The organism is Burkholderia stabilis (genome assembly GCF_001742165.1).
GTDB classification, from domain to species: Bacteria; Pseudomonadota; Gammaproteobacteria; order Burkholderiales; family Burkholderiaceae; genus Burkholderia; species Burkholderia stabilis.
The window spans coordinates 3,110,967-3,129,167 of sequence record NZ_CP016442.1; the positions used below are offsets into that span (position 1 = coordinate 3,110,967).

An 18,201-nucleotide genomic window follows, 5' to 3' on the forward strand; every position below is an offset into this window, starting at 1 on the left:
AGGCGTACACGATGTCGATACAAAGCGTTGAGAGCAGATGCATCTACTGTTCGAGCCTCGGGCCATTCAGTGACGAGCATATGATTCCTGCGGGGCTAGGTGCCGACGACAACCGGTATCTACTTCGCGACATGGTGTGCGAGACGTGCAACACAACCGTTTTCTCGCCACTCGAACTCGAGTGGTTGCGGAACTCGCCGACGGCGATTGGCCGAATTTTTATGCAGGCAAAGGGGAGAAAGCGGGGTAACAAGAAAAACCCTCCGAAACTAGGCGCGGCAACGCAGATCCTTGTTACCCCTGAGGGTTACACTGCCGAAGCAGAAATCGGCTACCAAGGTAAGGCGACGATTCTTCCGCAGATGATTCTCGTCGATGAGCATCAGTGCAGTGTGACGGGATCAAACAAAGAGGAGTTCGACCGGTTCATTTCGCAGGTTCAAGAAGGGTTCGGGTCATCAATCACATGTGCGTCCAAGCTCGACGAGACGGCAACACACAAGTTCCAAATCGCAACATTTGTATGGGAAGACGGGCGCTACATCGAGCACCATCAAGTGGACGCAGACAAGCTACCTGCTTCTTGTTTGCTGTACCTTCCCATCGCTCCAAATGAGCACGGAAAATTCACGTCCAACAGCAGACTTTTCCGACGTCCGAACGGACAAATAGTATTGCGTCTCAGAAGAGACCTACAGCTCGGCAGTGCGCTGGCCGCATTCCGAAAAGTTGGTGAGAGCCTCGATCTATCGACGCTTGTCGAAGGCGAACTCAAGAATCCACTTGTCAACATTGGCTTCTCGTTTCAACCGGAAGTGACCGGCCGAGTACTCGCCAAGACGGGACTCAATATTCTCGGACATCTCCTGGGAGTGAACTATGTTGGGCACCCGGCCTTCCAGAGCATTAAGGAATCGATTACGACCGGTAGGCCATCCATTCCTCCCTACACGGACGAAGCGAAGGCCCCGTTTCGAATGTTATTTTCTGGGCTGCCCGACACACACCATGGCTTCATGCTCTCGGCTCACCCATGGCACGAACAAACATGTGGTATCGGATTGGCAACACGGTTGTATGGATCCCAGGTGGGAGTTGTGCCTCTCGCCCACGGCCTACCTCACCCGCCAATTGATCTGCCAGTGATATTCACCGTCGACTATGGTGCCCATCTCATTGAGCAATACAGCCTAACGGAATACATGCGAAAGTATCCAATCACACCTTCGTCACTCGGCGGCAACCACGTACTGTCCGGTTAGGCTTGCCTACGGAGAATGGAAATTTTCACTAAGGTATTTCTTGAGATAGCATGTCTGCGAGCACGCGCCTCATACTATCTTGATGAATCCGGGTGCTTAGCGCCGCGGGATGTGGGGATCTGGGAGTACGATGACTAGCCCCGTGAGGCAGTGCACCTCTGCTCCGCCGTGAACCACCGCATAAAAATGACGAGCAGCTTGAGCTCACATGGCAAGAACTCGGGAACATACGTCTCAGACCATTCGTGTTGCCGGCACTTACTTCTGACGACAATGGAAGACAATCTAGATCACGCGATGTTGGTTCAAGCGCTCCGCGACGTTATCGACGATCCTTCGGCGCTTCTTACGAGGCTGAAGGTGCATGCACTGGAATCTAGAGATATTCTCCATGCGCCGGTGTATGACGCAGCTGCCGAACTGAATGCTGAAGAGTCCTCGTTTTTCCGGGCAGTGGCTCGCGCCGCTAGACAAGGACTTCCGAAGCATGAAATCACAACATTCATGTTTCCAGCGGTTGCGCTCTGTCAGCACGGTGATCCCCCGGCCGTTGTAGATATGCTTGTCGCCTTCGCGGAAACGTGGGGCGCGTCTCCAGTCGACTCAGTACATGTCGTCTCGAAAGTATTCTCGAACATCCCCACGCTTTCGTATGCCTGCACCGACATGGCATTAGGAGGCACCGGATCGCTCTCAAAAATTGCGCCAACACTAGCAGTGGCCACAGCAGCATCCGAGGGCCTCGCTGCAATTCCGTATCTACTGGACTTGGCGGAGTCCCGGGATGCCGCACATGCGCATGCTGGCTTGGCAGGGCTTTGCGCAGTTGACGCTGATAGGTGGCCAGAAGCTAGCGTGTATATCGACCGGGTGATGGCGGTTGCAACGAAGGCCATCAGTGAGGAAGGCATCCAGTATCTGGGATACCGATTACTCAATCACATCTCCCTTGTTGATAAGCGAGTCGATCAACTGCTGCTCGATGCCATGGGTGCCGGTAACGAAACGGCTCAGGTCGAAACGGTGCAGTGGCTCAGGTTTACGGCGCGCGATCGCGATCCTGGGTATGTTGCTCGCGTGCTCGAAATACTCGTGCCTGCATCTTTGGAGAACCGCGATATCCGAGATGTGGTGGAGGCGTCCATCATTAGCCTCATGTTTCACCGTGAGACACGAGCAGTTGGCTTATCGGCAATCGACCATATTGGGTGCCTTCTGCCGGGGAGGTCTCTCGAGGACGAATTTCGCCAACTCTACAACGCAATAATTTCGGATAACGATAGATATGTTCAAGTCGTTTCGCGTTGGCTGCTGATGTCCGACATATCGATTGCAGCGCTAAGGTCTGTCCTGGCGTTCGCGCAAACGGCGCCACACCGACTATTGCCAGATGTTCTGAGCTTCTCCCGAGCAGACGAACGAGAGCGCGTGAGAGCTGTTCGACGGTTGCTTGGACTTTGCTATAACGGCGCGGCGATCGCTGGATTTTTGTGCGAGCTCGCGATCCATGATTCGACAGAAAGCTGGGCTTTGAGGGCCTTTTCAGACGTTCTGGAAAACTATCTTCGAATCGAGTATCCCGCAGAAACGCGGACGTTCCTGGAAACACGACTCGAGCAAACGCCAGCGCGCAGCAAACTTCACCGCGAGATAGCCAGAGGACTGAAGCTCATTCGAGAATGGGACAAGGTCTTGCGTAGCTTGCCCAACCTCAGGGAGCTTCAGCCTCGTCAAGAACAGCTGGTCACCCTAAATCTTGCCGATCGAAAGCGTAATCGTGAGATCGGTCGTGACGTCCGTCAGAGATCGATCTTTTCGATGCTTGCCAACCAAGTCTGCATTAAACAGGGGCAAGGCGTGGTGACGAAGATGCCAGACGGCACCAGTACTATCACCCCGCTCAGACCGCATTCAGTAACATTCGAGGTCCCTGGTTCCGAAGCCTCCGATCCGCTGTTGGGACAACTTCGACGTCTCCGCTACTTATCTGATTGACTATGAGTCTCGATCTGCTCCTGGAAGAGTACCTCGCAACAATGCGTGAGGAGGGTGAGCTCGACGCGTTTCTCCCGTTACTTACCACCGCTATGGGTCACGAAACAGCATCGAAGCCGCAGCGTGGTGTACGTCAGAGTGGTGTCGACATCGTAACGGTCGGAAAGGATCTAGATGGCGTCCGGAAAGTCTTTCTGTGGCTCGTCAAGTGCGGAGATGTTGACCGAAGCGCATGGTCAAGCGGCCCTCAGGCTATACGTCCGTCGTTGGAAGAGATAGTCGATGTGTTCGTCAAAGCGAATCTCGCCCCTTCACACAAGCGCCTGCCGAAAAAGGTGATGATCACGACGAACGGGCACTTCAAACAGGAGGTGCTGCAACAAATCAGTGGTTACCTCGTCGAGTACGAGGCGAAGCACAGTGTAGAAACCATGCAGGTCAATGGGAGCACCCTTGCCAAATGGACAGAAGCATTCATGCTGGACGAGTACGTGCTCGGTGCGGAAAGGCAGAGCTTGGTGCGACGGGCTCTTGCCAACGTGGAGACTCCGGAACACTCTATTAGCCACGCTCGTCAGCTTGTCACCGATACATTCGAGGCAGTTGCGAAGCTTGGCAGCAGTACACGTGCACGCTCAAGAAAGGTTCTTGCTTTGATGCGCGCCGTCACCCTCTTCAATGCGGTCCTTTTGGCATGGGCAAGGCAGGCAGACAACTTAGAGAGTGCGTACCTGTGCGCGGAGTTCACGTTGCTAGCTGGTTGGTCGCATCTGCATGGTAGTGAGTGGATCGAACGTGATGATGTGCAAAGAATATATGCCGGATATGTCGATCACTATATTGGCGTCGCGCATCAATACCATACGAAGGTCGCCCCCTACTATCATGTGGAGGCGTCGTTCGCTTCCGCACTTCGTGAAAACACACTTGTCGTCGAGCGAGTCTTTGAGGAAATCGGTCGCCTAGGTACGACAGCTTGTGTTCTATTTTATATAGCAAGGGCTTATCAAAACTCCGATGCGAACAACATGGCTCGTGACCTCTGCGGCCACCTCAGTGATCTGATAGAGACGCACACGGTATCCGGGTCGCCGTGCTACGACAAGCAGACGGTCGACATTTCCTGTGCCATCGCAGCATTGATCATGAACGATCGACACGACGATGCTGGAGTCTGGTTGCATAACCTGATTTTTCGCCTGCGAGACGCGAAGCGACTAGGGCGTTACGTGCCCCTGAGCACTGACTCTTACGATGATTTGGTTGCGATCCGATACGAGCATCTGGAGATGAGCGATGAGCTTACGCAGGTGTCGACACTGATTCCGGCGTTGGCGCTGTGGTGCGAAAGGCTCGGTATGCAGGCTGAGTACGACGGTCTCGTGCAACAGGTCGCACCGTTGTACGACAAAACGACGCTCAACGTATGGTTTTGTGGCACCGAATTCGAGAGTGATATGGTGGACCCATACAAGCTCATGGCAAGCGGGTTTGCTGAGGTCGTTAGGCTACCAGCTCGCATGGGCGAACTTTCTTCGACACTGCAAAGGATGCCTGATGGGGTGCCGAAGCTGGCAGATTTGCGTGCGTCGAAATACGGTATGCCATGGATCGCGTTATTGGCAGCACGTCATTGGCATCTCCAGTTACCACATGATCTCATTTTTTGCCTGACAAACATTGCGCGTGAAGCCAGTCCCCAAGGCCAGACTGGCAGCGAGGTTTGACGTCACTCTTGGCGTTGAGCATCTATCCACCGAACAGCTTCATTCCACTGTGCCGGCGAGAGAAGTGTCTGGATGATTCCGTCGCTTTCAAATGCGAGCCTGACCGAGTGTCCGCGACGTTGTATGTGCACCAACGCAGGTTGCTTATGAAGAATGGCTGCCAATGCATCAAGCACACACTTCGGAATGAGTGCGTTTGAGTGTTGTGGACGGAGGTCGAGCGTCAAGTCGTCTGCGGGGCCGCGGCCGAAAGCTTCGGCCAGCGAGTATGGATGCCGTAGTGAATTTTGTTCGAGGAGTTGCGCTAGTCGCCCGTTCTCCTTGCGCAGGCGTTCGTTATCTTGCTTCAGGAGATCGAGGTACAGCTTCGTTTTTGAATCCAGGTCATCTGTTGGGTAGTGTCGCGTCGCACTTACCGCTTGCATCTGTGGAGATCGCGTCTCTCTCGGTCTCGTCTGGTGGTATTCGGCGATTCGAGTTGCAATGTACGCTTTCAGGTGCGGATTGTTCTGGATCGTTTGAGCACGAGGGCTGCCGAACAGTTCAACTGTCACTGCGGCGACGCGGCTGTAGTTCATGAGACCCCGCATTGCTTCGATTCTGTCGCACGCGGCCTTGATGCGTTCTAGGCTAACTCGGGCTTTCGCACCCACCAGATCCATCAATTGCGCTAGTACCTGTTCTGCTGTTCCATCGAATTGATCAGCCACGGCGTATTTTCCTATCGTATTGCTTCGACTGATTCGGCAGGGCCTTTTGACTTGGCGGCATCGCCTCTGCAAGCGTTGATGCGACCCATCGATGAAACTCATCACGCTTTTCTACCGAGAGGGGAAGCGGTGTGCGCGCGTCGATCGCTTCCTGGGCGCTTTCATACCCGACAAGATGCTCCACCATGGAGGCCATAAGATAGGCTGCTCGATGGCGCAGTCGATCATCCCGAATATCCATCAGCAAATGGCGACTGTCTTCGGTCCGAAGAATCCTGTCCATGAATTGCGAACATGCATCCTTCGACAGACTGGACGCTTTCTCAAGACCCCCTTGGATGATCGCCGCGTCGAGGATATTCCTGACCAGCCCGAAGTCGCCGGACTTCTCAAACCGCACTTCGACTTCACGCCTCAACTTGTCGTCGCTCTCGCCCGCTACCAGCAAAAAATGCCCGGGCGTTGGCGAGCGCTTCTGTTTGAACCCCTTCCATTCCTTCGTCAGTCGGGCCGACTCGGTATACATGCGGTAGCGATTGATCCACTCAAGGATCAAGGGCTCGCTCTTTCGATCGAAGTCGGCGATCTTCTCTTTGATCAGTTGCTTGTCAAACACCAATTTATGCCGCTCGGCCTCAGTGAGATCGGGAACGTCCTTCCATGCCAGCTCAGACAACGCGTCGTACAGGGCTTTACGCTCGCGGCCGAGGAGACGGAGCTCAAGCATGAGTTCATTCATCGCAAGGCCCTGATGAATGAGGAACGCTGGCCCGGTACTGAAGAAGCGGCAGTTACCACATCCGCCTTCCACGGGTGAGTAGTGTCGGACGATCTTGTCAGGATCTTCCTCCTCGGACGGGATGCCGATATGGCATCCGCTACCACCCACTGGGCAGATTCCGCCCGGTACGGTCTTCCAGCTCGATGGCTGCTCCAGAATGTCATCGGCGCGGTGGCGAGCGTATCGTCGATTGAATGTCCACAGCGCTCGTTGAGCACTCAACGGCTCGCGGTACCAGTCCCACTCGTCGGCCGTCCCGCTGTTCTGAAGTGCCTCCAACAGTCTCGCTTTGAAGGCGCCTGGCTCCGCCTTGCTGTAATACATCGTCATCACTGCGGTAGCGTGGCCCGCGATGAACTCCTGGACTATGCTCACGGGAACGCCCATCTCGATCAGGCGGGAAATTCCAGCGACCCGATGACCTGCTCCCCGTAAACCGGGCCAGTCGGAATCTAGTAAAGTCCGTTTTCGGAGAGGAAGACGGACATGAAGAAGCGCTTTTCGGAAGAACAGATCATCGGCTTCCTGAAGGAAGCGGAGGCGGGCCTGCCGGTGAAGGAGCTGTGCAGGAAGCATGGGTTCAGTGACGCCTCGTTCTACACGTGGCGCGCGAAGTTCGGCGGCATGGAGGTGTCGGAAGCCCGTCGGCTCAAGGAGCTGGAAGCCGAGAACGCGAGGCTGAAGAAGCTGCTGGCCGAGGCGATGCTCGATATGGAAGCCCTGAAGGTGGTCGTGAAGGGAAAGCCCTGAGCCCGCAGGCCAGGCGCGAGGCGGTCGCGGCGATTCGGCAGAAGGTCAATGTCTCCGAGCGCCGTGCCTGCCGGCTTGTCGGGCTTTCGCGCAGCGTGCTGCATTATGAAGCGCAGCCGGACCACGAGAATGAGGCGCTCAAGGCGCGCCTCATCGAGCTGGGGCACCAGAGGCGGCGTTTCGGCTATCGGCGGCTACACGCGCTGCTGGCGCGCGAAGGAAGGCACGTAAACCACAAGCGCGTGCACCGGCTGTATCGCGAGGCCGGACTGGCCGTGCGGCGCCGGCGACGGCGCCACGGCGTGATGGTCGAGCGCGAGCAGCTGGCTTTGCCGAGTACGCCGAACGAGGTGTGGTCCCTCGATTTCGTGATGGACGCATTGTCCAACGGGCGTCGCCTGAAGTGCCTGACCATTGTCGACGACTTCACCAAGGAAGCGGTCGAGATCGTGGTGGACCACGGCATCTCGGGTCGGTATGTGACGCGCGTGCTGGACCGGGTGGCGCGCTTCAGGGGCTACCCGAAAGCGTTGCGCACGGACCAGGGACCCGAATTCACGAGCCGCGCGCTGGACCAGTGGGCCTACGCCAACGGCGTGACGTTGAAATTGATTCAGGCGGGCAAGCCGACGCAGAATGCGTACATCGAGTCGTTCAATGGCAAGTTTCGTGACGAGTGTCTGAACGAGCACTGGTTCACGACGCTCGCCCACGCCCGGGCCGTGGTGTCGGCATGGCGCCGGGACTACAACGAGGCACGGCCGCACAGCGCATTGAACTACCAGTCGCCGGCCGAATTCGCGGCGAAGCATCCGGCACCAGTAGGCGCTCCTGTCTTGCAGGAGCATGTTTGAACAGGACTTTACTAGAAGCTCCGTGGCCCTATCGAAGGGGGCAGGTCACCGAAGCCCATGGATCTCGTATATGCTGGTCCGGCCCTCATGGCTGGAGCTTGATGTACTCGTCTGAGTGAGTCTTACATTCCGTCCTTCGGCGGCGAGCCTCTTTTCGGTTTCGATCGACAGCGCATTGAACAACTTATAAAGCTTGTTGTGTGATACAGGTTGGTAGTAACGCGTTTGCTTGTTGTCGCCCCTGTAGTACTCGTTGCTCAAGTCCGCGAAGAGTGGTGTGAATGCCGGCAACAAGTCAAGATACTTGTCATTGACCTGTAGCCTGTCGGAAATTGAGTCGCCGAAGGAGATTGGTATTGGATTGGGGTGGTACTGGTTCATCCAGTCGATCTGCTTCGCAATCAACGTGTACGGACGGTTTAACCACTGCGCGGTTTGCGACGCTATGCTGGAATCGTGATCCTCCCGAATGTTCGGCCATGGAAGTTCATATCCACGTCGACTAGATGGATCCCACATTTGGGTCTTGTTGGTATTGATGAAGATACCGAGTTCTTCTTCCTCAAGCATTGGATCTACGAGTGGCTGAAGTACCCCGCTCGGTCGCCCATAACGCTGCCGGTGCGTGCTCCCATCAGGGTACCGCCACTTTCGAAGGGGGTGCTTGTTCACAACGTATCGGTGTTGGCCGACGTCCCAGATATGCTCGTCTAGAAGGCCGCGATCCAGCCACCGAGCCTGCTTTGCTCGGATCGGTAGAAGAAGCAGCAGAGCAAGAAGTGCACATCTTGACGGGCACCATACTGTCTCACTTTGCCCACCTACGTGAGATCGCCATTCGAACCAATCTGTGTGGCAAATGGTCTTTGCCCAGCGAAATGTTGGTGTTCCCGTGTCGTCTGCCTCCAGCAGTACATCGATCATTGCATCGTGCACGCTGTTGGGTAGTCGGCGTCGAGAAGACTTGTGCTGTTGGCTTATGTTGAACGGGTTCTCGATGGCTTCGAACGGACTTTCGTCGATAGGCAGCAGCGCGTCTGGCGCCAGCTTTAGGGCGTTGACAACGCCACGAAAGGCATGCGCGGTTGAATGCCAGTATCCCCACGCCGTTCCGGTTGAAATTTTCCCTTGCTGAATGCGGCTCGCGAGATAGTACTTGAACGTGATCTTGCTCGTCGGAGCAGCCGGATCGATCAGGTCACGAATGGTAATGTCCGCGGGAGATTGGATTTCTCTCTGTGTCGCCCATTGAACAATGCTGCGTAGCGAAGCTCGAGTGTGTGCTTTTCCAGATTCACTCGTTTGGACAACGAGCTCCGCAAATCGACTCCATGCGAAGCCGCTCTTGTCACCGATAGCGGTGGGTGTCCACACCTCGTTCTGCGCCTTTGCTCCTTGTCGACGGCCCCCGTGAAGACCGCTGAGGGGCCATGGACTGAGTTTGGTATTGTCACGCTGCACTGGCTCCACGAGATGCTTGGTCAAACTGTAGGCATAGTGGCTCTCCTTGAAGCCGGAAAGCCAACCCCTCAGTTGTGCTGGGACATCATTGACGTTACGGACATCAGTCGATGAAATCAGCAGTTGCAGTAACGGTCGGTGGTGTGGCTTTATCGTGCTCCATGGCCAATGAGGCGCAGCGATTCGACAGACTTCTGGGTACACCATTTGGGATGACGGGAGAAGTATTGAGCCACGTTGGACAAGGTTGACCAATGTGAGCTCTGCGGCATTCGCGATGTTCAGCAATGACATCCCGTCGGGAATGCTGGATAGCGTTGCGCACGGAACGGCGAACGCTTTAAGACGCGATAGCACTTGACGATTGTGCTTTCGTGCCCAGCTGAGATCATATCCATTGCGGTGTTTGTTCCAGCTAAATTGCTGAGCAACGCAGAGAATTGCAATTGCAGCATCAAGTGACTCTTGTGACAACGCTTCGAGCAGTTGGAGAAACTCTGACTTTCCAAGGTGTAGCCAAGAGGTGGAAGAACCATTCAATCTGGGCATCCCGTCGGAGGAGTGCTTGAGCGACTGAGTGACCTCGTCGATCACAAAGGCTCGCTGCTGCTCAATGCCACTCGGATAACTTTCTTTGAACCACGCGGTGAACTCTTGCCACGTGAAGGCATCAAGTTTTTTTCCAGAGGGAAGCTGTTGGTGGAATGTTCTGAACAGCGTGAGCGGAAACCACAGACGGAAACTCGAGGTCGGTGAGTCAAAAGCTCGCGATAAGGAGCCATCCGACAGTTCAACGCAGCGGTCAAATCGCGCGGTGATCTCGTCACGAAGGTGCTTTCTATAAAGCTGGAGACAGAGCTTGCGGATTTGTGCGACCGTAAGCGACGAGTCGAGAATGACGACCTGGTCTCCGGCATTGAATCGTATTTCCTTGCGAGACCAGAATCCTTGCGTGACCCGGAGCGAGGATTGATCTCTCGACACGGTCGGAGCAGAGAAGGCCTTCGGGAGTCTCATGATGGCTCATCGACACTAGGTGATACTGGTCCAATGGGAGGGCAAATCCAGCGAGGTGCGCTCCCCCCGATAAGGCATATCGCTCGGTGGAATATCGTGCTGTTGCGTTACAGATTCGACCACCGCGTGCCGAACCGTATCGTTCGTCAGGTGGTAGTAGATCTGCGTGCTTTCGACACGAGCGTGACGCAGGAGCACTTGGGTTGTCTCGATAGGGTGCCGGAGGACGTTCGCGCAATAGAAGCCGGCGAGATGGCGCAGTGAATGGGGGCCCAGATGCAGGCTTTCGAGCCCGAGGCGCTTCATGCTCCTGCTCCACGTCTTTTTCACCGCGGGAAGCGACATCGGCAAGCCGAACCTCTCTCTGTCTAAATGGATGTACAGCCATGGGTGAAATGGCCATCGCTTCGGTCTCCCGTGGAAATGCTCCTCCATGTACGCTTTGAAGCATTTCAAGAAATACACACCGATGCGCGGGTCGATCCATATCGCTTCGTTGCCAAAGGACGTAGCATCGAGCCCCGAGCCCAGGTGGAACGTCATTCCCTTGAATCCCGCGTACATACCACCGCGGCGGCCATAGCGAGTCCGCGGAACCAACCGATAAAGCACAGGGTATGCATCCCTGAACTCCTCATTGGACCAGTTGGATTCGAGATAGCTTGTGCGGGTGGTCGATCGATGCTTACCTTGCGAGTCTCGCCAGTTCCACAAACCAGTTTCCGGGTCATCGAGGCGAACGCGAGCCTCGCCATATCGACCGATCCCGAAAACGTCCTCCGTGTAGAGATGAAGTAGCTCGGAGGTTCGAAGAGCTAAACCAAACATCTGCAGGTACAACATCTTGTCGCGCGGATTGCTGCATTGTTCCACCAGGTCGACAAAAGCCGCTAACGGGAAGCACTTGGGGCTCGAATGTGGTGCTCGCTGCAGACGTTGATGCCAGTGTGGAGCGCGATGGAGATGAACCGTTTTCTCTTTTCGCTGAGAGGGAAATAAGTGGAGCATTGGATCCCACCGCTCTCGACGACGGAACTCGGAGTACAACTCCCAAGCGGTCATCAGCCGCTGCTCAGATGGATTTAGTCGTTTGGAGCGATGGAAGGCAGCCTGCCATGTATCGAACGCGTTTAGGCCCGCGAGATATTTCAATAACGTTGCACGTCGCACGGGACGCCAGAACAAACCTAGCGGATACGTTCCGTCAGGTCTATCCGTGCCCACCTTCTTGGCTGTCAAAAATTCACCGACGAGTGAGTGGGCAGCCTGTTCGGACAGCTGGTTCTGGCCGTGACGCGCCCAGCAAAAATCGTGGAGATGCAGGACTGCGCGGATGCGTTCTTCAAGTAATGACTGCTCGATGCCACCGTCGAGCATGTGGGCGATCCACTCGTTGATCACGTATCCCGGGTCGCCGTTCAGGAACACGAGCGGAAAGCGGCGATGCGGAAATTCGCGAACGAAGACGTACTTGATCGACCAGAAGTGCCTAGCGTGCATCGCTCACTCCTCACTCAGAGTGTCACGCCGACGAAGTATTGATGGCTTACAAGGCAGAAATGTGACTGAGTGCGGTGCTACCGAATTCAGGTGGAGTGCACCGAGAGTGACTTATGACGCGGAGATAGTGACGCCGTGGCCTACAGGCCGGCGGATTGAAGCAGGTCAGAAGGTTTGCACGCGAGTGCCCCGGCAATCTTGACGAGATTCAGGAGCGTGACGTTTCGCTCGCCCCGCTCAATCTTTCCCATGTGACTTCGGTCAATTTGCGCGAGGTGTGCGAGTGACTCTTGTGAGATCTCTAGGATTTCTCGACGAGCTCGAATAGAGCGCCCCAACGCTTTGAGGTGCGCGTCTGCGTCGTTTCGTCCCGATACCCTTTCCATTCGGGTATCGTCCGGTTATCATCCAATGTTGGCCACGGCATTTACGACCCATTTTCGCGTGGCTTCGATCGTCAGGCGGTCTCAGAATCTGCCGTTGCTCGACTAGATCCGCCTCTCCATCTTGTTTGTAGCTTTATGAAAGACACCGCACATCTGGTGCGCGGTAGCGCGTCATCTCCGAGTCGACATGGTCGTGCTTCGGAATCCTCGAAAGTGTTGATAGCCATTGAGCGCGTGCTCTCCAAGCACCAGGGAGAGCGTGATCTCGATCTTCTGCGTGCGGCGAGCCCGGAGCGGTCTCGTGACGAGACACGCAGAAAGCTCCCGACCGGTAAGCGATACACAAGGGAGTTCAAAGCTGAAGCGGTGCGGCAAGTATTGGAACGTGGCGCTTCCGTAAAGCAGGTCGCGACTAGGTTGGGTGTGTCAACGTGGAGCCTGCATCGCTGGGTCAGGGAGCGGCATGCGTCGCATCCTGCGGTGGACACCAGCCCCGAGCACTCGTCGGAAATTCAGTGGCTTCGGGCGGAACTGCTTCGTGTAACGGAGGAGCGGGATATGCTCGAGAAGGCCGCTGCATACTTTGCGAAGCAGGCGGGATAAGTTCGGTCGGTGAAGCGCGAGACTTGAGCGTGGGCATCGATGAGGTGCCATTGCCCCCGACCTATTGACGCCGGATGGTCGTGCTAGGGGCGATCGTCTCGTTCAACCATACACACAGGTCGTCCACGACTATTCGAGTTTGCCTGCACCGGCTAGGATGATATCCGGAACAAGAGCTTGGTGAGGTGACCATGTCGCGACAGCAGATTCAGTCGGTCGTTGAGAATTTCGTCGGTAATGTAACGCCTCAGGTCCTCGCCGTGACGGGGCTCTGGGGAGTAGGAAAGACGTTCACGCTCAAAAAGATAATCGAATCCTATACGGGTTCAGGATCGCTCAAGCGGTACTCGTACGCATCCGTGTTTGGTGCCCAGTCCATTGCGGAGGTACGTACTTTGCTCTTGGCTAGAACGAGGGCATTTCCCTTGACCGGGGACGCTGATGCTGGCGTTCGCGCAAAAGTTGAACGCCAGGCGGGGCGAATAAGATTCCGCGAGACCGTTGATCAGTTGAAGGAGATGATCCCGTTTGGCGGCAAGCACTTGGTGATAGCGCTGGAGACGATGGCCGGGTCACTTCTAAGGGATACGCTCGTTGTACTCGACGATTTTGAGCGTCTCAATGAAAAGGTGAAGATGGAGGACCTAATGGGGCTTGTGTCGGAGCTCAGAGAGCAAGCCGGATGCAAGGTCATTATGGTCTTCAATGAAGATGGTTTGAGCGACGATGCCAAAAAGAGCTATGCACTCTACGCAGAGAAGGTCGTCGATCAAAAGCTGCAGTTTATTATGTCGCCGCAAGACGCGGTTGAGCTGGGCCTGCCGGATGATGTGCCGTTGCGGAGCTTCGTGACGCAACCGATCCAACATCTCGAGATCGCGAATATCCGGGTGATTCAGAAGATTGCAGGCGCGTTGCGGATGATCTATCCGGTCATTGAGAATTGCTCTCCTGCCGTCCAGCAACAGGCAGCGATTTCGGTTGCCGTATTTGCGTGCGCCTTGTATGAGAGAGGTCGAGAGTTTCCGGAGCCGGCGGTGATTCTGAAATACAACGCGTTCACCTACCGACGGAAGCTAGCCGAGGCGGGGCGAGATGCGGATAAAGAAGCGTGGGTCGAAAAACTGGAAGCGTGCGGCTTTACAAGTGCGGACGAGTTCGATGCTGCTCTCCTCGATGCGATGAGCTGCGGGTACGTTCAAGGGGCTGCGATCAGCGAGCATGCTGCAAGTCTGGACGAAGGGGTTGATCGCGCAAGGCTCGACGGAATCTTCACGGACGCATGGAATCTGTTTCATAACAGACTCGACGTGACTGCGGACGAACTTGCCGACGCGTTTGTCGGGTCGGTAACTGCAGCCGCACGTGTGATTTCGCCGGTCAATCTGAACAGTACGGTGAAGGTGCTTCGTGAGCTCGGACTTGACGAGAAGGCGGACGAAATCATTGAGATCTACATCGGGAAACGAAGGGACACTCCAAGAATTTTTGATGTCGACCACCACTCACGACTCGGCGAGGTCGATGACCCACGGACGCGTGCACGGTTTCTGGAGATTTTCAATAATTCTGGCGACGCGCTGACTTTGCAGGAAGCGGCTGACATCATCGTCGCAAATGAACATTGGGACGACCGGGTTGTACCGGCGTTCGTTCGAGCAGAGTCGGAGCAACTGGTCGAGCTACTCATGGTCAACCAAGGTGAGAACTTGCCGAAACTCATCTCCGGAATGCTCAATTTGCCGGTGGGGATGGAGGATCGTGAGCGAGTCCGCCTGAACGTCGTTGGGGCACTCACAGTTGTTGGGCGGCAGTCGCCGCTGAACCGGATGAAGGTGAAGCGATGGGGAGTTCACATTGCTGATGCATGATCAACTACGGCGACCGTCCTGTTCCTGGTTCGAGCTGCGAGCAAAAGCTGGAGGTGATCCGTTTACATCGCATGAACGTCAAAGTAGGCCTGCCACGTCACAGGATCGGCTTCTAGTCCCGCGCCCCGGGTGAGCATTGCTCGGGCATCGTCGATCGTTGCGCACACGAGCATGGCAACGAAAGCATTGAAGTATGTGTTCCAGTCGGTCGATCCTAATGAGATCGCGCGCTTCATATGGTTGTGTGCTTGCCCGTGCAAATGCAAATCGCACAATACCGCTCCCAGGCAAGTTAGGACCGACACATCGTCGGGTTCGCGTTGAAGTACAGCCTCAAGCCGTGTTTGAGACTCCCGAAGAAGGTGGTGATACGACGCTGGGTCGTTCCAGGCTTGGCTAGAGATCGCTTTCGCCGCAGTCAGATCATCAATATTATTGCTGCTCACATTACCTCGTCGTTTACCGTATCGAACCGACCTCGATAATGTAACGACATTCCACAAAATCTGGCGATGCAGTCGGCGTTGCTTGTATGGCTCGAGGTGCTGCACGCCCCGCGCTGGAAGCAATTCTGCGACACCAGGCGTTGATTACTCTGGCTTCGCGCTGACCTGCCCCTTCGATAGGGCCACGGAGCTTCTAGTAAAGTCCTGTTCAAACATGCTCCTGCAAGACAGGAGCGCCTACTGGTGCCGGATGCTTCGCCGCGAATTCGGCCGGCGACTGGTAGTTCAATGCGCTGTGCGGCCGTGCCTCGTTGTAGTCCCGGCGCCATGCCGACACCACGGCCCGGGCGTGGGCGAGCGTCGTGAACCAGTGCTCGTTCAGACACTCGTCACGAAACTTGCCATTGAACGACTCGATGTACGCATTCTGCGTCGGCTTGCCCGCCTGAATCAATTTCAACGTCACGCCGTTGGCGTAGGCCCACTGGTCCAGCGCGCGGCTCGTGAATTCGGGTCCCTGGTCCGTGCGCAACGCTTTCGGGTAGCCCCTGAAGCGCGCCACCCGGTCCAGCACGCGCGTCACATACCGACCCGAGATGCCGTGGTCCACCACGATCTCGACCGCTTCCTTGGTGAAGTCGTCGACAATGGTCAGGCACTTCAGGCGACGCCCGTTGGACAATGCGTCCATCACGAAATCGAGGGACCACACCTCGTTCGGCGTACTCGGCAAAGCCAGCTGCTCGCGCTCGACCATCACGCCGTGGCGCCGTCGCCGGCGCCGCACGGCCAGTCCGGCCTCGCGATACAGCCGGTGCACGCGCTTGTGGTTTACGTGCCTTCCTTCGCGCGCCAGCAGCGCGTGTAGCCGCCGATAGCCGAAACGCCGCCTCTGGTGCCCCAGCTCGATGAGGCGCGCCTTGAGCGCCTCATTCTCGTGGTCCGGCTGCGCTTCATAATGCAGCACGCTGCGCGAAAGCCCGACAAGCCGGCAGGCACGGCGCTCGGAGACATTGACCTTCTGCCGAATCGCCGCGACCGCCTCGCGCCTGGCCTGCGGGCTCAGGGCTTTCCCTTCACGACCACCTTCAGGGCTTCCATATCGAGCATCGCCTCGGCCAGCAGCTTCTTCAGCCTCGCGTTCTCGGCTTCCAGCTCCTTGAGCCGACGGGCTTCCGACACCTCCATGCCGCCGAACTTCGCGCGCCACGTGTAGAACGAGGCGTCACTGAACCCATGCTTCCTGCACAGCTCCTTCACCGGCAGGCCCGCCTCCGCTTCCTTCAGGAAGCCGATGATCTGTTCTTCCGAAAAGCGCTTCTTCATGTCCGTCTTCCTCTCCGAAAACGGACTTTACTAGATTCCGACTGGCCCGGTTTACGGGGAGCAGGTCAGCGCGGCTACCGCTCGATTCGAGGGGCGAGCTTCCCAAAGCCATTGCTGCGTCGAGGAGTGCGGTGCAAATGGCCATCGTCGTTTTGCGATGCTAGGGCGCTGTGCCGTGATGCTCCAGGGCGAGACGGGGCAGGTGGACGTGATCCAGTGGCTCAACTTGCTGGAGAACTATCGAAAGGTTGCGCTCGGCGCTGCCTTGTTGGCCGTCTACTATATGTGGCAGGCCGACGGCAAGGTGTGGTACCTGATTGCGCGCAAGCTCGTCGATGGGACCGAGGTACTCGGGGGAGCTCGGTTGCGTCTGGATCGGCTCGGCGAATCTGAGCCTGGACTATTGCGACCTCCGTGACCCACCATGCCAACTTGGCGTCAAAATCAACGCAAGCCGGATACTCGGCCGCGCCAATGCGCTGTGTTCGCTTGCCGGCCCCAACCGACGCCCCGCGCCTTGGCTCGTAGCCGCAGCGGTGCATGATCTGGACCTACAGCGCGATACCGAGCGCGATTACACGGCGCCGGCGCAGCCGCAGTGCCGGAGATCGTGACGGACTACCGCACGATGGGCTTCACGCTTCGTCGACCCGCGGGCGCTGCTGTGTCCGCGCCTGACGCTCGATCACCTGCAGTCGGCCAATCAGATGGCGTCGCTGCGAAACGGACAACTGGCGCGCGCATGCGGATCGGTCGCGGTGCGGTAGCGGCCGGGCACACATTAGTCTCGGTCAGGTGGTTGTCTGTACAAGCATTGCGATTGCCGCGTCGTTCGCGGATCAAGCTCAGCACATGCGCGACTAACGTTCAGAAGCGGTATCCAACCGTCAAGCGAACCCCTGGGATCCCGCGGGAGCACTGGTCAATGCCGTTCGCTCTCTTCAGCCGCCATCGGCGTCAGCCGGATCGGCCTACCTCGACAACTGGAACCTGAAGACGTGGACGATCGGCACGACGTATTCGTACAAGGCGGCGACGCTGTATGCGGGCTACGCCGGCACAATCGATGAAGTCGGCGGCGTTCTGAGCAAGACCTATCGTTCACAGCTCTTTTGGGCGGGTGCAAGTTACTTGCTGACCCCAGCACTGAATTTGCGTGGCGGGTACTACAAGCTCCTGATGCGGGACACGACAACGCATCCGACGCTGCTGGCGCCCAACTCGACTACTTCCTCTCAAAGCAGGTGGACACCTACGTAGCGGTCGCATTCGCGCGAAATACGCCGAATGCCGCCGTCAGCTTTCCGACGGTTGCTGGTGTGTCCGCCGCCGGTGCGGCCAATCTGAGCGATCTCTTGCGCACTCCAGTGGCCGCAGGCGCAGTCAGGGCCGGCGCCAACCAGCTTCAGATTCTTGCCGGAACTCCGCTACAAATTTTGAGGCGCAGGGCAGAACTCCGGGGTTGAACCTTCGTTGGCTTGTGGAGCAACCAGGTTGCAACCCCAACCCGCG

The 18,201-nt window shown here is 56.7% G+C and carries 14 protein-coding genes; 7 read left to right on the top strand and 7 right to left on the bottom strand.

The genetic code is table 11. From position 1 onward, the window contains the following. Positions 1–11 precede the first annotated feature (11 nt). The 3 genes from BBJ41_RS40415 (at position 12) to BBJ41_RS14520 (ending at position 4,984) form a co-directional block, all read left to right on the top strand. Positions 12–1,262 (top strand): hypothetical protein, encoded by a 1,251-nt coding sequence (locus tag BBJ41_RS40415; RefSeq protein ID WP_143272868.1) that lies wholly within the window; start codon positions 12–14, stop codon positions 1,260–1,262. A 273-nt stretch (positions 1,263–1,535) separates the two neighbouring features. Next, entirely contained in the window at positions 1,536–3,257 is a 1,722-nt protein-coding gene (locus tag BBJ41_RS14515) for a hypothetical protein (RefSeq protein ID WP_135370786.1), read from the top strand. A 2-nt stretch (positions 3,258–3,259) separates the two neighbouring features. Then, a complete protein-coding gene (locus tag BBJ41_RS14520) occupies positions 3,260–4,984 on the top strand; it encodes a hypothetical protein (RefSeq protein WP_069746972.1) in 1,725 nt (574 codons plus the stop codon). Between the two features lie 2 nt (positions 4,985–4,986). Here the strand turns inward: BBJ41_RS14520 and BBJ41_RS40420 are convergent, their stop codons facing one another. Together BBJ41_RS40420 and BBJ41_RS41390 are read right to left on the bottom strand one after the other, a co-directional pair. After that, on the bottom strand, positions 4,987–5,694 hold the full coding sequence (locus tag BBJ41_RS40420; protein ID WP_156814790.1) for a hypothetical protein: 708 nt from the start codon (positions 5,692–5,694) through the stop codon (positions 4,987–4,989). Further along, positions 5,687–6,850, bottom strand: a complete 1,164-nt coding sequence (locus BBJ41_RS41390) for a hypothetical protein (RefSeq protein WP_197680887.1) — start codon at positions 6,848–6,850, stop codon at positions 5,687–5,689. The genes BBJ41_RS40420 and BBJ41_RS41390 overlap by 8 nt, the downstream gene beginning before the upstream one ends. Before the next feature lie 111 nt (positions 6,851–6,961). Here BBJ41_RS41390 and BBJ41_RS14535 point away from each other — a divergent pair. Then, positions 6,962–8,079, top strand: a protein-coding gene (locus BBJ41_RS14535; protein WP_370512851.1) for an IS3 family transposase whose coding sequence is annotated in 2 segments (ribosomal slippage) — positions 6,962–7,220 and positions 7,220–8,079 — 1,119 coding nt in all. Because the reading frame shifts where the segments join, the coding sequence is not laid out codon by codon here. A 45-nt stretch (positions 8,080–8,124) separates the two neighbouring features. On the opposite strand, the gene BBJ41_RS41395 is transcribed toward BBJ41_RS14535, so the two are convergent. From BBJ41_RS41395 to BBJ41_RS14555, 3 genes are all read right to left on the bottom strand, one after another. Further along, positions 8,125–10,557: a VPA1269 family protein gene (locus BBJ41_RS41395; protein WP_197680888.1), complete on the bottom strand. Its 2,433-nt coding sequence runs from the start codon at positions 10,555–10,557 to the stop codon at positions 8,125–8,127. A 15-nt stretch (positions 10,558–10,572) separates the two neighbouring features. Next, entirely contained in the window at positions 10,573–12,057 is a 1,485-nt protein-coding gene (locus tag BBJ41_RS14550; protein WP_069746976.1) for a tyrosine-type recombinase/integrase, read from the bottom strand. A 140-nt stretch (positions 12,058–12,197) separates the two neighbouring features. Then, a complete protein-coding gene (locus BBJ41_RS14555) occupies positions 12,198–12,443 on the bottom strand; it encodes a helix-turn-helix domain-containing protein (RefSeq protein WP_069746977.1) in 246 nt (81 codons plus the stop codon). Positions 12,444–12,809: 366 nt separating this feature from the next. Between BBJ41_RS14555 and BBJ41_RS42095 the strand changes: the two genes are divergently transcribed. Together BBJ41_RS42095 and BBJ41_RS14565 are read left to right on the top strand one after the other, a co-directional pair. Continuing rightward, positions 12,810–13,046: a transposase gene (locus tag BBJ41_RS42095; protein ID WP_416053548.1), complete on the top strand. Its 237-nt coding sequence runs from the start codon at positions 12,810–12,812 to the stop codon at positions 13,044–13,046. Between the two features lie 191 nt (positions 13,047–13,237). Further along, complete coding sequence (locus BBJ41_RS14565; RefSeq protein WP_069746978.1) at positions 13,238–14,917, top strand: P-loop NTPase family protein; 1,680 nt, start codon at positions 13,238–13,240, stop codon at positions 14,915–14,917. A 62-nt stretch (positions 14,918–14,979) separates the two neighbouring features. Here BBJ41_RS14565 and BBJ41_RS40430 read toward each other — a convergent pair whose 3' ends face one another. After that, complete coding sequence (locus tag BBJ41_RS40430) at positions 14,980–15,363, bottom strand: hypothetical protein (RefSeq protein WP_069746979.1); 384 nt, start codon at positions 15,361–15,363, stop codon at positions 14,980–14,982. A gap of 208 nt (positions 15,364–15,571) precedes the next feature. After that, positions 15,572–16,689 (bottom strand): IS3 family transposase gene (locus BBJ41_RS14575; RefSeq protein WP_370512851.1). Its coding sequence is split into 2 segments (ribosomal slippage): positions 15,572–16,431 and positions 16,431–16,689, totalling 1,119 coding nucleotides; the frame shifts between segments, so codons are not numbered across the junction. A gap of 202 nt (positions 16,690–16,891) precedes the next feature. Between BBJ41_RS14575 and BBJ41_RS14585 the strand changes: the two genes are divergently transcribed. Continuing rightward, positions 16,892–17,107, top strand: coding sequence for a hypothetical protein (locus BBJ41_RS14585; protein ID WP_135370783.1), 216 nt, complete (start codon positions 16,892–16,894; stop codon positions 17,105–17,107). Positions 17,108–18,201 lie beyond the last annotated feature (1,094 nt).

Excerpts from the sequence above, each read along its gene's own strand:
- BBJ41_RS14555 (WP_069746977.1), bottom strand. The coding sequence starts at position 12,443 with ATGGAAAGGGTATCGGGACGAAACGACGCAGACGCGCACCTCAAAGCG.
- BBJ41_RS40415 (WP_143272868.1), top strand. The coding sequence starts at position 12 with ATGTCGATACAAAGCGTTGAGAGCAGATGCATCTACTGTTCGAGCCTC.
- BBJ41_RS41395 (WP_197680888.1), bottom strand. The coding sequence starts at position 10,557 with ATGAGACTCCCGAAGGCCTTCTCTGCTCCGACCGTGTCGAGAGATCAA.
- BBJ41_RS14565 (WP_069746978.1), top strand. The coding sequence starts at position 13,238 with ATGTCGCGACAGCAGATTCAGTCGGTCGTTGAGAATTTCGTCGGTAAT.
- BBJ41_RS14515 (WP_135370786.1), top strand. The coding sequence starts at position 1,536 with ATGGAAGACAATCTAGATCACGCGATGTTGGTTCAAGCGCTCCGCGAC.
- BBJ41_RS14520 (WP_069746972.1), top strand. The coding sequence starts at position 3,260 with ATGAGTCTCGATCTGCTCCTGGAAGAGTACCTCGCAACAATGCGTGAG.
- BBJ41_RS14550 (WP_069746976.1), bottom strand. The coding sequence starts at position 12,057 with ATGCACGCTAGGCACTTCTGGTCGATCAAGTACGTCTTCGTTCGCGAA.